This is a genomic window from Cystobacter fuscus (assembly GCF_044360685.1).
GTDB lineage: Bacteria > Myxococcota > Myxococcia > Myxococcales > Myxococcaceae > Cystobacter > Cystobacter fuscus_C.
Window position 1 is genome coordinate 8,006,516 of record NZ_CP043491.1, and the last position, 15,986, is coordinate 8,022,501.

The 15,986-nt window shown below is 69.7% G+C and carries 13 protein-coding genes; 8 read left to right on the forward strand and 5 right to left on the reverse strand.

The features are described 5' to 3' along the window. Positions 1-61 precede the first annotated feature (61 nt). Positions 62-2,596, reverse strand: coding sequence for a N,N-dimethylformamidase beta subunit family domain-containing protein (locus F0U63_RS32615; RefSeq protein ID WP_395835950.1), 2,535 nt, complete (start codon positions 2,594-2,596; stop codon positions 62-64). Between the two features lie 104 nt (positions 2,597-2,700). Then, a complete protein-coding gene (locus F0U63_RS32620; RefSeq protein WP_395835952.1) occupies positions 2,701-3,894 on the reverse strand; it encodes an aspartate kinase in 1,194 nt (397 codons plus the stop codon). A 151-nt stretch (positions 3,895-4,045) separates the two neighbouring features. Between F0U63_RS32620 and F0U63_RS32625 the strand changes: the two genes are divergently transcribed. Genes F0U63_RS32625 through F0U63_RS32640 form a run of 4 tightly spaced genes read left to right on the forward strand, consistent with a single transcriptional unit; the run spans position 4,046 to position 8,728 of the window. Then, positions 4,046-4,777 (forward strand): ABC transporter ATP-binding protein, encoded by a 732-nt coding sequence (locus tag F0U63_RS32625; protein WP_395835954.1) that lies wholly within the window; start codon positions 4,046-4,048, stop codon positions 4,775-4,777. Between the two features lie 55 nt (positions 4,778-4,832). Next, on the forward strand, positions 4,833-5,627 hold the full coding sequence (locus F0U63_RS32630; RefSeq protein WP_395835956.1) for an ABC transporter permease: 795 nt from the start codon (positions 4,833-4,835) through the stop codon (positions 5,625-5,627). A 24-nt stretch (positions 5,628-5,651) separates the two neighbouring features. Next, positions 5,652-7,235, forward strand: a complete 1,584-nt coding sequence (locus F0U63_RS32635) for a GldG family protein (RefSeq protein ID WP_395835958.1) — start codon at positions 5,652-5,654, stop codon at positions 7,233-7,235. Next, on the forward strand, positions 7,232-8,728 hold the full coding sequence (locus F0U63_RS32640) for a DUF4340 domain-containing protein (RefSeq protein ID WP_395835960.1): 1,497 nt from the start codon (positions 7,232-7,234) through the stop codon (positions 8,726-8,728). The genes F0U63_RS32635 and F0U63_RS32640 overlap by 4 nt, the downstream gene beginning before the upstream one ends. A 16-nt stretch (positions 8,729-8,744) precedes the next feature. Here F0U63_RS32640 and F0U63_RS32645 read toward each other — a convergent pair whose 3' ends face one another. Both F0U63_RS32645 and F0U63_RS32650 read right to left on the reverse strand, forming a co-directional pair. Further along, positions 8,745-9,449: a metallophosphoesterase gene (locus F0U63_RS32645; protein ID WP_395835962.1), complete on the reverse strand. Its 705-nt coding sequence runs from the start codon at positions 9,447-9,449 to the stop codon at positions 8,745-8,747. Further along, the gene (locus F0U63_RS32650; protein WP_395835964.1) at positions 9,433-10,257 is read right to left on the reverse strand and encodes a hypothetical protein; all 825 of its coding nucleotides are present in this window, start codon (positions 10,255-10,257) and stop codon (positions 9,433-9,435) included. Before F0U63_RS32650 ends, F0U63_RS32645 begins: the two co-directional genes overlap by 17 nt. Positions 10,258-10,657: 400 nt before the next feature. On the opposite strand from F0U63_RS32650, the gene F0U63_RS32655 reads away from it, so the two are divergent. From F0U63_RS32655 to F0U63_RS32670, 4 genes are read left to right on the forward strand one after another with little or no spacing between them, the layout of a single operon-like run. After that, a complete protein-coding gene (locus tag F0U63_RS32655) occupies positions 10,658-11,191 on the forward strand; it encodes an RNA polymerase sigma factor (RefSeq protein ID WP_395848465.1) in 534 nt (177 codons plus the stop codon). Next, the gene (locus tag F0U63_RS32660; protein ID WP_395835966.1) at positions 11,188-11,943 is read left to right on the forward strand and encodes an ACP synthase; all 756 of its coding nucleotides are present in this window, start codon (positions 11,188-11,190) and stop codon (positions 11,941-11,943) included. The genes F0U63_RS32655 and F0U63_RS32660 overlap by 4 nt, the downstream gene beginning before the upstream one ends. Next, the gene (locus tag F0U63_RS32665; protein WP_395835968.1) at positions 11,940-13,541 is read left to right on the forward strand and encodes a caspase family protein; all 1,602 of its coding nucleotides are present in this window, start codon (positions 11,940-11,942) and stop codon (positions 13,539-13,541) included. The genes F0U63_RS32660 and F0U63_RS32665 overlap by 4 nt, the downstream gene beginning before the upstream one ends. Before the next feature lie 14 nt (positions 13,542-13,555). Beyond that, a complete protein-coding gene (locus F0U63_RS32670) occupies positions 13,556-14,530 on the forward strand; it encodes a hypothetical protein (RefSeq protein ID WP_395835970.1) in 975 nt (324 codons plus the stop codon). Positions 14,531-14,539: 9 nt separating this feature from the next. Here the strand turns inward: F0U63_RS32670 and F0U63_RS32675 are convergent, their stop codons facing one another. Further along, a complete protein-coding gene (locus F0U63_RS32675; RefSeq protein WP_395835972.1) occupies positions 14,540-15,943 on the reverse strand; it encodes a sugar porter family MFS transporter in 1,404 nt (467 codons plus the stop codon). Positions 15,944-15,986 lie beyond the last annotated feature (43 nt).

The following is a 15,986-nucleotide window of genomic DNA, read 5'->3' on the forward strand; positions in this document are numbered from 1 at the left end:
ACGGCGCGAGCCCCCGCCCCCCACCATGCCGGGGACGAGGGCTCGCGGAGAGCTCACGGACTCACGGGGTGATGGCGCGCAGCAGCGCGTTGCCCGAGTCCGCCACGTACAGCGTCCCATCCGTGCCCACGGCGAGCCCACCGGGCACCACGAAGTCCGCGTCCGCGCCCCGGCCATCCCGCGCGCCGAAGCGTCCCGAGCCCGCCAGCGTCGTCACCTCGCCCGAGGGGGAGATGCGCCGCACCCGGTAGTTGCCCGGATCCGAGAACGCCACGCTGCCGTCCGGCATCACCGCGATGCCCACGTAGGGCAGCATGCGCGCGTTCTCACCGCTCGCGTCCGCGAAGCCGCCCGGAGGCGAGCCGGCCAGCACGCTCACCGTGCCGTTGGACAGCTTGAGCACGCGCATCATCCCCGTCTCCACCACGTACACCGTGCCGTCCGGAGCCTGCGCCACCGCCGAGGGCCGGTACATCCACAGGTTCGCCGGAAGCGTGGACACGGGGTTGCCCGGCGCGAGCAGATCGATGCGGCGGATGACGCCATTGCCCAGGTCCGCCACCAGCAGCTCCTGCGCCGGGGTGACGAAGAGCCCCGCGGGCTGGTTGAAGCGCGCCTGCTGGGCGCTGCCGTCCATGCCGCCCGGCTGCATCTCCGCTCCGGCGAACACCGTCGTCGTGCCGTCCGGGGTGATGCGGCGGATGCAGTAGTTGTCCGAGTCGGACACGTACACGTTGCCCTGCGCGTCCGCGGCGATTCCCAGCGGGCCATTGAGCCGCACGTGCGAGAGCGTGGAGACGGAGCCATCCGGCGACACGCGCTTCACCTTGTTGGCCAGCGCGTCCGCCACCGCCCAGCCGCCCCCGGGCAGCACCGCCACCGCCACCGGCGCGGCCAGCAGGCCCCGGCCCGGAGGCCCATCCTGATCTCCCCGCTTGCCGGCCAGTCCCGCCACCGTGCGCACCGTGGCGGGCGCGGGAATCCTCGGCGGCGGCAGGGGCTTGGGCGTGATCGTCACCAGGTTGTCCGGCACCTCCCGGCCCAGGCCCTTGTAGAGCACGTTGGCCACGATGCGCGCCGCGCGCGGATCACCCGAGTCGCTGCTGCCCAGTACGTGCACGAAGTCGATGCCGCCCGCGGAGAACACCCACGCCTTGCCCTTGCGGAACACCACCATCTGCCCGAAGCCGAAGCCTCCCTGCAGCGACAGCGCGGGAGACTCGGCCAGCACCGCCACGTTCCCGGGCGACCTGCCATTCTCCACCAGCTGATCCTGCTCGTAGCCGTTGGCGCGCCAGATGATGTCGCCATTCTTGAACCCCGTGCCCTCCAGGGCCCAGTGGTCCGCCTGGGTGATGACCGTGGGGTGGGCGAACTGGTGCCAGCGCGCCGAGAACATCACGCCCAGCAGTTCGTTCTCCGGCCGCTTCGGCGCCAGGTCCCGGAACTTGCCCGTCCAGTCCGGGCTCTTCAGGCTCACCGTGTCGCGCTTGTCGCCCTTGTAGCAGGTGACGATCCGCCGCGGCCGGCCATCCGCCGACGGCTCCAACCGCACCTGCCAGTAGGCCTGGTTCGCCCCGAGGTTGATGAGCGAGCGGCCCTCGGCCTGCGCCTTGTCGGCCCGGTCGCGCTGCGCGCGCGTCCAGTACTCATCGTGCCCCGACATGATGAACACCTTGGCCTGATCGAGGATCTCTCCGCTGCGGTCCATCTCCTCGTCGGTGACGTACGCCACGTCCAGCCCCTGCGCCTCCAGCCACAGGATGAGCCCCTGATCATCGTCCAGGAGGTGGCCCGAGCCCTGGCCGCGGTAGTAGGGCCGATCGAACGAGGCCTGGAAGGCACGCCCCACCCCCGTGATGCTGTGCTTGTCGTCGTAGAGGCTGGTGCCCCCCCAGGCGTTGTACGCCTGCCAGGTCTGGGTGGGGATGATCACCATCACCTCGGCGCCCGGCCGCGGATCCCTCACGAAGAACGGCACGTAGCGCTGCAGGTTGTCCTCGCGCACCAGCTTCACCAGGTACACGCCCGGCACCCACTTCGCGTCCGTTTCAATCTCCAACGTCGGCCGCCAGGTGCAGCTCACCAGCCCCGTGGGCCGCTGCGGCGGGCACTCGCCCTGAGGCACCGCCTGCAGCGGACCTCCACGCGCCATCTCCCGGCCTCCCAGCCCGCCGTAGTAGCCCAGCCGGTACACCTCCCAGGAGAACTTGCGCGGCCCGTCCTTCACCGACACCGCGATGGACACCCGCTGCCCCGGCGACACCGTGGACTCGAGCGCGTAGCCCTCGATCTCGTTCTGGTTGGCGCCCTTGGTGATGCGCCAGGCACTCGTCCCCGGACGCGCGTTCTCCTTGCGGATGCGCTGGGCGTCATGGGGCTCGGGGGGCGTGCCCACGTCTCCCGGACCCGAAGGGGGCGGCTTCACCCCTCCGTCGACCAGGATGGGCGTGCCCGCGTCTGGATCCTGAATGGGATTCTGCTCCCCCCCTCGAACGAGAGGCGGGGAAGGACTCTGCGTACATCCCATGAGGAGTCCCAGCAGACACCCCATGGCGAACAACGATTGCCAGCTGACGTTTCGACCCAGTCCCATGCCTGTCTCCCGTACCCCTCGCGGGTTCGAGGGTAAGCACCCGGACTGGATGGGGAAGTGCCAGCACCCGGCGTGAGTAGCTCCTTGGACACAGTAGGGAGCACTCACGCTCCGAGGAACTCCCGGTGCAATCGGGACGTCAGGCCCTTCAAGTGTTGCTTATCCACCAGGAGCGTGAGCTGGAGCGGCGAGGTGTGCACCGCATGTACCCGGGCGCCCAGCTCCTCGGCCGCCCCCAACGCGCGCCGCAAGAGGCTCCAGTCGGCGTTGATGCCCGCGCCCACCGCCGTCACCGCGCCCACCTCCTCGCGCAGGGCCACCGACTCGCCGAAGCGCTCGCCCAGCTCGCGCTGGAGCGCCTGTAACCCGTGCACGTCCTGCAGGGGCACCGCGATGAACGCCCGGCCCTCGCGCCCCAACAGGCCATCGAAGGCGAGCGCCCGGCCCCGCACGGCCCGCGCGTCCAGGAACTCCAGCACCCGCGCCACCTGGGCGGGCCCTCCCACCGCCGCCAGCACCGCCATGTCCCCTTCCGCCGTCACCCCCTTGACCCCCGTGTCCCCGGGCTTGCCCTGCTCCACCCGGGTGCCCGTGCCCTGGCCGTGCGCCGTGCGCGCCTGGATGACGATGCCCCGCGCCTTGGCGAACTCCACCGCCTGGGCGTTGAGCACCTTGGCCCCCGCGCTCGCCAGCTCCTGCATCTCGTCGTACGAGAGCGACTCGAGCTTGCGCGCGTCGGGCACCACCCGCGGGTCCGCGCTGAAGATGCCGTCCACGTCCGAGTAGATTTCACACGACTCGGCCCCCAGCGCCGCCGCGAGCGCCACCGCCGTGGTGTCCGAGCCGCCCCGTCCCAGCGTCGTCACCTCGCGCTTGGAGGACACGCCCTGGTAGCCCGCGACGATCACCACCTGGCCCCGCGCGAGCTCCTCCTCTATGCGGTAGGGCCTCACCTCCACGATGCGCGCCTGCGAGTGCACGTCATTGGTGATGATGCCACTCTGGCTGCCCGTGAAGCTGATGGCCGGCACGCCCATCTCCTGCAGCGCCATGGACAAGAGCGCCATGGAGATGCGCTCGCCGCACGTGAGCAGCATGTCCAACTCGCGCCGCGGGGGATCCGCCGACACCTGCTTGGCCAGGGCCAGCAGCTCGTCCGTGGTGTCCCCCCGGGCGGAGACGACCACCACCACCTGATAGCCCCGCTCGCGCGTCTGCTGGACCCGGAGCGCCACCCGGCGAAGCTTCTCCACGTCGGCGACCGACGAGCCACCATACTTCTGCACCACGATTGGCATAAGGAATCCGATGCTTTGTTCCTAGAGACCCGAAAAGGTCACAGGTAACCTGACCCGGCGCGTCCGCCAAGACACTCTGGAAGCACCCCATGCACAAGGCCCGCCCCCGCTCGCCCCTCTCCTCCCCCGTGCCGCTCGCAGGAACTCCCACATGGCCATGATCGAGGTGCGCCAGCTCACCAAGCGCTACCGGGAGCGCGTCGCGGTGGACCACCTGGACTTCTCCCTCGCCGAGGGCGAAATCCTCGGGTTCCTCGGCCCCAACGGCGCGGGCAAGTCCACCACCATGAAGCTGCTCACCGGCTTCCTTCCCCCCTCCGAGGGCACCGCCCGGGTGGCCGGCTTCGACGTGTTCGAGCACCCCCTGGAGGTCAAACGACGCATCGGCTACCTGCCGGAGACGCCGCCGCTCTACCCGGAGATGACGGTGGTGGGCTACCTGCGCTTCGTGGCGCGGCTCAAGCAGGTGCCCGGCCGGGGGCTCGACGCCGAGGTGGAGCGGGTGGCCGGGCTCACCGGGCTGGCGGACGTGATGGGCCGGCTCATCCAGAACCTGTCCAAGGGCTACCAGCAGCGCGTGGGCCTGGCCCAGGCCCTGCTCGGCTCCCCGCCCGTGCTCATCCTCGACGAGCCCACCGAGGGCCTGGATCCCACCCAGCGCGCCGAGGTGCGCACCCTCATCAAGGGGCTCGCCGGCAAGCACACCATCCTGCTGTCCACGCACATCCTCCCGGAGGTGACGATGACGTGCGAGAAGGTGCTCATCCTCCACCAGGGCCGCGTCGTGGCGTACGACACCCTGCGCAAGCTGGAGCGGCAGCACTCGGGCGCGGACGGCAAGGCGTCCCTGGAGGAGATCTTCATCCGGTTGACCGCGGCCTGAAGCGCCGCGCGTTCCACGCTCTTTTCCCCTGGATTTTCCCCCTGGAGGTTCCCGGATGCGCACCGCCCTGGCGATCGCCCGCAAGGAGCTGTCCCTCTACTTCACCACGCCGTGGGCCTACGCGGTCCTCACGGCGATGCAGACCATGGCGTCGTTCTTCTTCATCAACTCCCTCTCCGAGTTCCAGCGCGCCCAGGACATGGCGCGCCAGTTCGGCTGGGAGCAGGTCCCCCCGCAGTTCCGCAACCTCACCGACGGGGTGATGGTGCCCTTCTGGCACACGGTGATGACGCTCACGCTCTTCGTGGTGCCCTTCCTGTCCATGCGGCTGTTCGCCGAGGAGAAGCGCAACAAGACGTTCGAGCTGCTGATGACGGCGCCCATCCGGCCCGTGGAGATCGTCCTGGGCAAGTACCTCGGGGGGCTGGGCATCGTCACGGCGACGCTCGGGCTCACGCTGCTCTACCCCGCGCTGCTCTCGTGGCTCGGCCAGGGGGAGTCCGGCGCCGCGCTGGAGTGGGGCACGGTGCTGCTGGGCTACGGCGGGCTCCTGTTGTGGGGCGCCACCTGCATGGCCATCGGCCTGTTCATCTCCGCGCTCACCCAGAGCCAGATGGTGGCCGCGCTGGTGACCTTCGCCGTGCTGCTGCCCTGGTTGATGCTCGGCAGCCTCGCCCAGAGCACCGACGAGCCCGTGCGCTCCCTGCTCGCCTACGTGTCCTTCTCCTCGCAGCTCTCCGGGCTGCTCAGCGGCGTGCTGGATCTCCAGACCCCCATCTTCTTCGTGTCCGTCATCCTGCTCGCGCTGCTGCTCTGCCACCGCACGGTGGAAGCCCAGCGGTGGGCCTGAGCGGACAGGACTCCGGTACCCACCATGAAAGCGGCCAACCTCGGTAGGATCCTGGGCGGGCTCGGGCTGTTGCTGCTGCTGTCCAGCCCCTTCACCCTCTTCGTCACCTCGGGCTCCACCTCCCTCTTCGTCATCAAGGCGGTGCTGGGGCTCGTGCTCGTGGCGGTGTACTTCGCCACGAACTTCAAGCGGCTCGGCCAGTTCGCCTCGCGCCGCTCCAGCTTCTTCTTCGGCAGCAGCGCGCTGCTGGTGCTCCTGGCGCTGCTCGGGCTCGGGGCGGTCAACTCCATCGCCCACGTGCACAACAAGCGTTGGGATCTCACGGAGCGCAAGGTCTTCACGCTGTCGCCCCAGACGGTGAGCGTGCTGCGGTCCCTGCGCGAGCCCGTGCGGGCCATCGCCTTCCTCGCCCCGCAGCACCCCGCGCGCGAGGCCCTGCGCGCCACCTTCGAGCGCTACCGCCTCGAGGCACCCGAGCGCTTCTCCTACTCCTTCGAGGATCCACAGCGCCGTCCGGATCTCACCCAGAAGTACTCGTTGCGCGGTGGCCAGACGACGGTGGTGCTCGTGCGCGGCGAGGGCGCCAACGAGGCCCACACCGCGCTCAACGTCATCAGCGAGCAGGATCTCACCAACGCCCTGCTCCAGTTCAACCGCGCGAGCGACCAGCGGGTGTACTTCGTCATCGGCCATGGCGAGTGGCCCCTGGATCGCGACATCCCCCGCCCCGGCCAGCAGGGCCGCACGACGAGCCTCTCCGAGCTGAAGCGGCAGCTGACCCAGGAGGGCTATGCCCCGCGGGAGCTCAACCTCGGAGGAGGCACGCCGGTGCCCCGGGATGCCGCGCTGGTCGTCATCGCGGGAGCCAAGGCGCCCTTCAACACGCCCGAGGTGGAGTCGCTGCACCAGTATCTCGCCGCCGGGGGGAGGATGATCTACTTCGCCGAGGTCTACGGCGAACCGGGGCCCGACATGAGGAGGCTGCTCGCGGAGTATGGGGTGGGGCTCGACGCGGGCGTGGTCGCCGACTCGCAGTTCAACGGCGGCAGCCCCTACATCGTCGTGTCCCTCTTCTACGGCGAGCATGAGATCTCCCGGCTGCTGCGCCAGCGGCAGCTCAACATCGAGCTGCCCACCGCCCGGGGCCTCACCGTGCTCACGGAGGGGTTCGCGCCGGGCGTGAAAGTGGAAAGCGTGCTGCGCACCTCGCCCTATGGCTGGGAGGAGTCGGCGCCCGACGAGAACCCAACCCCCGGCGCGGGCGAGCGCACGGGGCAGATTCCCCTCGTCACCGCCAGCACCCGCGTGACGAAGGACGCGCAGGACAAGCGCTTCGATGAGTCGCGGCTCGTGGTGGTGGGCGACTCGGAGCTGCTCTTCGACTCCAACTGGGGCCACGAGGGCAACCGCAACCTGGTGATGAACGCCTTTGGCTGGGCCACCCATCAAGCCGACAAGGTCACCATCCGCCCGCCCGATCGGGCGACCTCCACCCTCACCCTGGACGCGGCCCTGCTCGGCCGCATCCGTTTCCTCGCCACCGATGTGCTGCCCCTGTCGCTGCTCGGCGTGGGGCTGGCCATCTGGCTCTCGAGGCGCAACAAGTGAACGCCCGGCAGAAGAACCTCGTCACCTTGCTGGCCACCGCGGTGGTGGTCGGAGCACTCGGCCTCTATGTGTACTTCGGGGTGATGAAGCCCCAGGCCGAGCAGCCCCCCTCGCCGGACAAGCCCGGCGCGATCTTCCCCACGTCGTCCCCCGGCGAGCCCGGCACGGATGCGGGCACCCCAGCCGCCCCCGTCTTCACCTGGATTTCCATCGATCTGCCCCAGGGCAAGACGGTGCTGGAGCTGCGCGAGGGGGCCTGGCGCATCACCTCGCCCGTGTCCGCGCGGGCCGAGCGCAAGGAGGTGCTCGACCTGGTCCGCGAGCTCGCGGACGCCCAGTTCAGCGCGACGGTCACCGACAAGCCCACCGACGAGGAGCTGGAGCGCTTCGGATTGAAGCCGCCTCGCGCCACCGTCTCCGCCCGGGCCTACGTGCCGGACGCCCAGGGAGGCGGTGCGCAGGACGCCTCGCGACAGCGCTCGGTGACGTTCCACCTGGGCATCGAGAACGTCTTCGACGGCTCGGTGTACGTGCGCCGCGAGGGAGATCCCCACGTGTACCTCGCCAGCGGCGCGCTGCGTGTGCTGCTGCTCAAGGACACCTCCGGATGGAGGAACCACGACGTGTTCGACACGCTGGAGGAGTCCTCGCTGCTGCGCATCGAGCTCAAGGGGCGCAAGAGCACCCTGGTGCTCGAGCGCGCCACCACCGACAAGCCCTGGCAGATGGCCCAGCCGATGGTGATGCGCGCGGATACCAGGCGCGTGGCGCGCATCTTCTCCGACCTGAAGCTCTACAAGGCCATCGGCTATCCGGAGCCGGAGTGGCTGCCCCAGGTGCAGCGGGCGCTGGAGAAGCCCGCGGTGGAGGCCACCCTCGTGCCCAAGAATGGCGAGCCCATGCGCATCCGGCTCGCGGAGCTGGAGGTGGGCGGCTACAAGCGGGCGTTCGTGAGCACCGAGGGCGGCGTGAAGGAGCCCATGCTGGCGCAGGTGGACACCCACACCCTCACCGTGCTGGAGCCCCCGCCCCTGGACTTCAAGAGCAAGAAGGTGCTCGAGGTGCAGGCCGGCCAGGTGGAGAAGCTCGTCATCCACCCCGGTGGCCGCGGCGAGCCCATCACCCTGGAGAAGGGCCAGCAGACCAACCAGTGGGAGGTGGTGACCCCCCTGCCCGGCCGGGCCCGGCAATTCAAGGTGGCCTCGCTCCTCGGCGCGCTGGAGAAGCTCGAGGCGGAGGCCGTGGTCGCCACCGGGGCGAAGCTCGGGGCGCGCTACGGCATCACCGACAGCTCCCGTGGAGTCACGCTGATGGATGGCTCGGGCCAGGAGCTCGCGCGGCTGTGGATTGGCAACCCCGTGCCGAACAACTCGCAGCACACCTACGGGCGGGGCTCGTCCGAGGACATCTACGAGCTGAGCACCGCCGCGCTCGAGGCCCTGCCCCTGAAGCTGGAGGAAGTGCTGGATCAGGGACAGGGCAACGCCCCCTGAGCGGGCGCGCGAGACCTCACACCTCGAGCAGCAGGAAGCGCTGCTCGGGGTGCATCTTCGTCATGAGCGGCATCGCCACGTTGTAGACGGGAATGCCGCTCTTCGTCTTCGCCTGGGGCGCGCCATGGTGCGCGTGGCCATGGAAGACGGCTTCCGCGCCGTAGTGGTCCACCGGCATCGCCAGCCGGCTGGTGCCCAGGAAGGGGCGGATCTCGATGTTCTCCCCCTCCAGCGTCTCCGGCACGGGGGCGTAATGCATGATGACGACCTTCTTGGGCGTATCCAGGTGGCTGAGCGCCGCTTCCAGCTTGAGCGACTCGTGCACCGCCTCCTGGACGAAGGACTTCGTCTGCCCCTCGCCGAAGGCCTGCAGCGTGGCGTTGCCGAAGCCTCCGCCGAAGCCCTTCACGCCCGCCACCCCCAGCGTCTTCTCGAAGATGAAGTGGTCCCCGTCGAGGATGTGCACGCCGGCGCGCGCCAGCTCGCCGCAGATCTCCTTGGCCTGGTTGTGCTCGTAGTCATGGTTGCCGAGCACCGCGGCCACCGGGACGCGCAGCGCGGACAGCTCCTCGGCGAGCACCTTGCCCTCCTCCACCATGCCGCGGTCCGTCAGGTCCCCGCAGAGCACCAGCATGTCCGCCTCCGCGTTGATCTGCTTGACGAACTGGCGGAAGCGTCCGTGCTGATCATCCCGGCAATGGAGATCACCGACCGCCGCCAAGCGTATTTTCGAGCTCGCATCTCGCGCCACGTGTGTCCCCCTTCTCTCGATCCCGCTCGTCCCAGGACTTGCCATCCCGGTAGCCCCAGTGATGGATGTCCACCATGTAGTTCACCTTGGAGATGAGCGTGCCGCGGCACAAGCGCTCCTGCCAGTTGCCCTCCTTGAGGGTGTCGAGCGTGCGCGACATGAGCTCCGTCATGAGCCACGTGGGCACCAGATCGCGCTCGCACGGGTAGGCGAAGCGGAACATCATCAGGTGGCTGAGCAGCACTTCCCAGTACCGATCGAAGCGGCGCAGCAGCCGCGCCCAGTCCATGCCGTGCCCCATCTTGAGGATGAGGTGGTTGATGTCCGCGCCGTCGTAGCGCTCGCGCTCGGTGACGAAGGCCTTGGACCAGATGGTCTCCTCGGCGGGGGACACCAGACACTCGCGGCCGAACACCGGCGCCTTGCGCGCGTGCTCGAACCACTCGTCGTCCACCGTGGCCACGCCGTTGCCCGAGGAGAAGATGAAGTCGACGAAGTAGTCACCCCGCCAGGCCTTGTAGAGCCACGCCTCGTCCGTGCGCTCGGTGCGCCAGCCGTCCTTCTCCAGGACGATCAGCGCCTGCTCCGCGTCGCGTTTGCGCGGAAACAGATCCAGATCCTTCGTGTCGCGGTAGATGCCTGTATAGGCGGAGTACGCGTAGGCCCCTCCCACCAGGAATGGCACGCCCGCGTCCAACAGCACCTCGATGGCGCGCCCGCGCGTGTTGATTTCCTCGGGATGACGTTGTCGCTCGGCGAGCGAGGCGTCGATTCCCATCTCTCCTGGATGATTGGAGTCTCGCTTTTCCATTTCCATAGGGGGGAAGCTAGGGACGGGGCGGATCCCCGTCGAAATCGGACCCAGGTCCGCTTGGAGGGCAGGCAGGCCGGGCCGCAAGGGCTTGAAATCCTTGTGCTTTCGTTTTTCGTCCGGGCCGCTTTCCGTTTTTCGGAGCCACGGTGTCACTTCCAGCGAACGAGCCTCGCGCACCCGAGGGCCGGGCAGACTTCGAGGGGATACGCTCGTGACGAGTACCCACCCATGGCCGTGGCCGGAAACACCTCCGTCCAGGAGCCCAGGAGCCGCTCCAGCGGGACGCCTGGCCGCTCACGGTGACGAGGACGGTACGGGTAGGCTCGGACCTCCCCCCCGAGGCGAGACGAGGCAGTTCTTGGCAGTGAAGATCCCACCGGACCTGAAGGTCATCGACGGAGGCCAGCAGGACCGGCATGCCTTCCTGCACGAGCTGTACAAGAACTACGGCGGCAGCGTGTACGGGCGCTGCCGCTTCCTCTTGAAGGACGCCGCGAAGGCGGAGGACGCGGCGCAGGAGGTCTTCGTGCGCGTCCTGCTGCAACCGGCGTCGTTGCACACGGCGAACTCGCCCCTGGCGTGGTTGATGAAGGTCGCCACCCACCACTGCCTCAACCAATTGCGCGCGGAGCAGGCCCCGTGGCGCCGCGCGTTCGAGCGGGACGAGCAGGCGCGTCCCGAGGGGGACGGAGGCGAGCGGACCCTGGAGACGCGCGACCTGGTGCGCTCGCTCCTGTCCCGGGTGGACCCGGAGACGCAGGCGGCGGTGGTGCACTACTGGGTGGATGGAATGACGCTGGAAGAGGTGGCGGCGCTGCTGGGCCGCTCGGTACCCACGGTGCGCAAGCGGCTGGAGGGCTTCGCGACCCTGACGAACGAGGAGCTGAAGGTCCCATGAGCGCGCATCTGACGGAGTGGATGCTGCGGCGGCTGCGCGCCGGGGAGCTGTCCGGCGGGGACGCCCAACAGGCCCGGAGCCATGTCGCCACCTGTGGTGAGTGCCAGCGGGTGCTCCACGGTCTCGAGGAGGAACAGGCGCGCTTCGAGGCCCAGGTGCCCTTCGAGCGCTTCGAGGCCCGGGTGGAGGGCGCCCTGAAGGAGAAGAAGGAGCCCGCCTCGCGGCCGCGCGTCAACGGGCTGCTGGTGGCGGCGGCGGCCCTGGTGCTGCTCACGGTGGTGGTGCGTCCCTTTCTCGAGCCCGAGTCCGCCAACCGGCTCAAGGGTGGTGGTGCCTCGGCGACCTTGCGCATTGGCGGCGAGGGCCCCCAGCGCGCCGTGCTTCCCGGGGACACGGAGACGGTGCTGCCGAACGAGCGGGTGCGGATCGGCTACACGGCGGGACCCTACCCGTTCATCCTCGCGCTCTCGCTGGACGACACCGGGGAGGTCTCCCCGCTGTACGCCACCGAGGATCGGCGCAGCCTGCGCGTGGAGCCGGGAGACGGACGGCACTGGCTGCCCGACAGCGTGCGCTTCACGGGGACGGGGAACGAGCGGGTGATGGTGCTGCTGTCCAGCGAGCCCCTGGAGCTGGACGCGGTGGCGGCGCGAGCGCTTCGCGCCTGGGAGGAGGCGGGCAACCAGGTCTCGGAGATGGGGCCCCTGGAGCTGGGTGGGGAGGAAATCGACTGGGTGCTGCACAAGCCATGAGGCGTCCGGGCCTGTCCGCCTGGGGTGTGCTCCTGGGTCTGCTCCTGGCGAGCGCCGCGGGCGCCGTCCCCACGCGCCGCTTCGCGCTGGCGGCGGGCAATGACGAGGGGGGCGCGGGCACCCGGCCGTTGCGCTTCGCGCGGCAGGATGCCCGGACGATGCTGAGCCTGCTGTCGCGGCTGGGCGGGGTGGCGCCCGGAGATTCGCGGCTGCTGCTGGACGAGGAGCCCGAGGACTTCCTGCGGGCGCTCGCCGAGGTGGAGGCCCAGGCCCGGGTGGCGCGGGCCCGGGGCGAGCGCACCGAGCTCATCCTCTACTATTCGGGCCACGCGAAGGACGGCGCGCTGCGCATGGGCGAGGGGGTGCTGGAGCTGGAGGCGCTCAAGCGCCGGCTGGAGGCCTCGCCCGTGGACATCCGCATCGCCATCCTGGATGCGTGCCGCTCGGGGTCGCTCACCCGCGCGAAGGGCGCCCGGCGCGCGCCCGCCTTCGCCATCGACACGGGCCCGGCCCAGACGGCGCGGGGGCTCGTCCTGCTCACCTCCAGCTCGGCGGACGAGGACTCCCAGGAGTCGGATCTGCTGGGGGGCAGCTACTTCACCCACCACCTCTTCAGCGGCCTGCTGGGGGACGCGGATCGCTCCGGGGACGGGCAGGTGACGCTCTTCGAGGCGTACTCCCATGCCTATGCGCGCACGGTGGCGGACACCGCCGACAGCGGCGCCGGAGCGCAGCACCCCACCTTCAGCTACGACCTGGCGGGCCAGGGAGACCTGGTGCTGACGGACTTGCGTGGACACGACGAGGGCGTGCTGTTGCCGGGGAGCGCGCCCGCGGGCGCCTATTACTTCGTGAGCCCCCTGGGCCTGGTGGTCGCCGAGGTGGACAAGGCGGCGGACACCGAGCGCAGGCTCGCGCTGGCGCCGGGCCGCTACACGGTGAAGCGCCGGCTGGCGGACCGGCTGCGCATCGGCGAGGCGGAGGTGCGTCGCGGGGGCACCACGGTGCTCGACGAGTCGAGCCTGCGCGATGCGCCCTTCTCGGATGATCCGGTGAAGGGCGTGCCCTACCAGACACGCACGCGGCGCGCCTATTGGACGCTGGGGCTCAGCGGCGGCTACCACTCCTTCTTCGACACGCCCACGCGCGACAACCTCTTCCTCTCCACTCCGATGCTGGGACTGGAGGCGAGCCTGCACCACTACTTCCACGAGGATTGGCGCTGGGACGTGGATCTGTCCTTCGGCTCGCGGCAGGCCACGCTGGCGCTGCCCACGCTGTCGGGGCCGCTCTACCGCTATTCGCTGCTCAACGCGGGCACGTCGTTCGTGCGCGAGTGGCCCCTGGGCCGCGTGAATCCCTTCCTCGGCGCGCGTCTGGCCTACTCGGTCATGGTTCGCGACTTCACGGACACGGGCCTGCCCACCCAGTTCTACGGGGTCATCACCCCCGGACTGATGGCGGGAGTGCGCTGGCCGCTGACCCACCACATCGAACTCACCGGACGCGCCCGCGTCCATTACCTCCTCTACAACGTCGACGAGCAACGCTCCCTGGGCTACTGGGAACTCGGGGCACTCGTCACGTTCCGTCTCTGAACCAGGAGCGTGTCATGCGAACCCTCTGGCTCTTGTTGCTGGGCTGTGCCGCCAGCGCCTGTGTGGGCAACTTCTCCAACGACGACCTCGAGTTCCTCAACGCCCTGCCCGCGCGCGAGGATCTGATGGCCCGGCTGCCTGGAAGCGAGGAGCGCGCCGGCACCAGGGGCCCGGGGCAACGCGTGGCCCGGCTCGCCGTGGGAGAGGCCGCGCAGTTCTATCGCAACACCCAAGATGCCTCGGACGTCTTCAACGCGGGGCTGGAGGCACTGCTGTCGCGCCTGGAGCTGATCCAGACCGAGCCCCCGACGACGCGCGCCCTGGGCAAGCGGAGCTGGGGGCCCATGACGCTCGACGCGTCCGGAACCCACGAGGTGCGCCTGTTGATGACCCGGACGGGCCGCGTCTTCGACTACCGGCTCGAGGTGCGGCGCACCGGCTCGGGCGATGCGGGCTGGTGGACCTTCCTGGAGGGCGTCTTCCAGGCGGACGGAGGCATGCGCCGGGGGGCGGGAGCGGTGCACCTTCAGATCGGAGCGGCGGTGGCCAACGGCTTCGATCTGGGGTGGATCTCGGAACAGGGGCGGGAGTGGCTGTCGACCCAGGAGCGGTTGGACATCGTCTATCAGACGCGCACCCTGCCCCTGCGCGTGGAGATGAACTTCGTCTCCGCCCAGGCCAAACAGGAGTTCCAGTACACCTACCGCAAGCTGCCGGACGGGCTCGGGGAGATGAGGTTCTTCATCCGGACCAACCTCGTGCCGGGCGAGCAGCGCGAGGATCTGTCCGTCCTCAGCCGGTGGACGCGGGACGGGGCCGGGGTGGCGCGCGCGGCGGTGACGGGGGGAGACGTGACCGAGGGCCTCGAGGAGAAACAGGTGGAGTGCTGGAACACGAGCTTCCAGCTCACCTACCGCCAGCGCAGCTGGAACGCGGCCCCGGAAGGGAGTCCCGAGGCGTGTCCGGACGTCTCCGCGCTGGGGCCCTGAGGCCGCGGCTCACATGTCCTCCAGCTCCTTGCCCTTGGTCTCGCGGATGAAGAAGACGACGAAGAGGAGCGAGGCCACCGCGGCCGCGGTGTACAGGCCGTAGGCGAGGCCCAACCCCACGGTGCGCAGGCTGGGGAAGGTGGCGGAGACGAGGAAGTTGGCGACCCACTGCGCGGCGCCGGCGAGCGCCAGGGCCTGGGCGCGGATGCGGTTGTTGAACATCTCCCCGAGCAGCACCCACACCACGGGACCCCACGACAGGCCGAAGCAGAAGACGTAGAGGTTGGCGGCGACGAGGGCGATGGGGCCCGCGGAGCCCTGGAGCACGGGGGCGCCCGAGGCATCCAGCGGCGCCGAGCCGAACACGAACGCCATCGTCCCGAGCGTCAGCATCATCCCCACCGAGCCGATGATGAGCAGGGGCTTGCGCCCGAAGCGGTCCACCGTGGCGATGGCGATGAACGTGGTGACGATGTTGGTGACGCTGGTGATGACGGTGATGATGAGCGAGTTCTGCTCCGAGAACCCCACCGCCTGCCAGAGGACGCTCGAGTAGTAGAAGATGACGTTGATGCCCACGAACTGCTGGAAGACCGACAGGCCGATGCCAATCCAGACGATGGGCAACAGGCCGAAGCGTCCGCGCAGCTCCTTGAAGTGACCGCGCTCCTCGGAGGAGAGCGTGCGGCGGATCTCCACCATCTTCGCCTCGGCGCCGCGGCCCAGCACGGTGCGCAGCACGGTGAGCGCCTTGGCCTCGTCGCGCTTGGCGACGAGGTAGCGTGGAGACTCGGGAATCATGAGGGCGCCCACGCCATAGGCCACGGCGACGGGCAGCTCGGACAGGAGCATCCAGCGCCACGCGGACAGCCCGAACCAGTAGGGGTTCTCCGCCGAGCCCGCCCCGGCGGCGATGCCATAGTCGGCGAGCAGCGCGGCGAAGATGCCCGTCACGATGGCCAGCTGCTGCAGCGAGCCGAGCCGGCCCCGGAGGTGGGCGGGAGCGATCTCCGCGATGTAGGCAGGAGCGATGACGCTGGCGATGCCCACGGCGATGCCGCCCACCAGCCGCCACAGGCTCAGGTCCACGAGCCCGAAGGCGAGCCCCGAGCCCACCGTGCTCACGGAGAAGAGGATGGAGGCCACCACCATCACCCGGATGCGTCCCAGGCGGTCCGCCAGCTGACCGCCCACGAACGCCCCCACGGCCGAGCCGAGCAGCGCCGAGGACACGGTCAGGCCGATGGCGGTGTCACTGGCCTGGAAGGTGGATGCCAGGGCCCCCACGGCCCCGTTGATGACGGCCGTGTCGTAGCCGAACAGGAAGCCCCCCAGGGCCGCCACCGAGGAGATCAAGACCACCTTGGAGACGGACCCATCCGCGGCCATCGCGCCTTCGCGCACATGCCCCATCCACACACCTCCCGGAACGCGCTCTCATCATCCGCACGCCGGG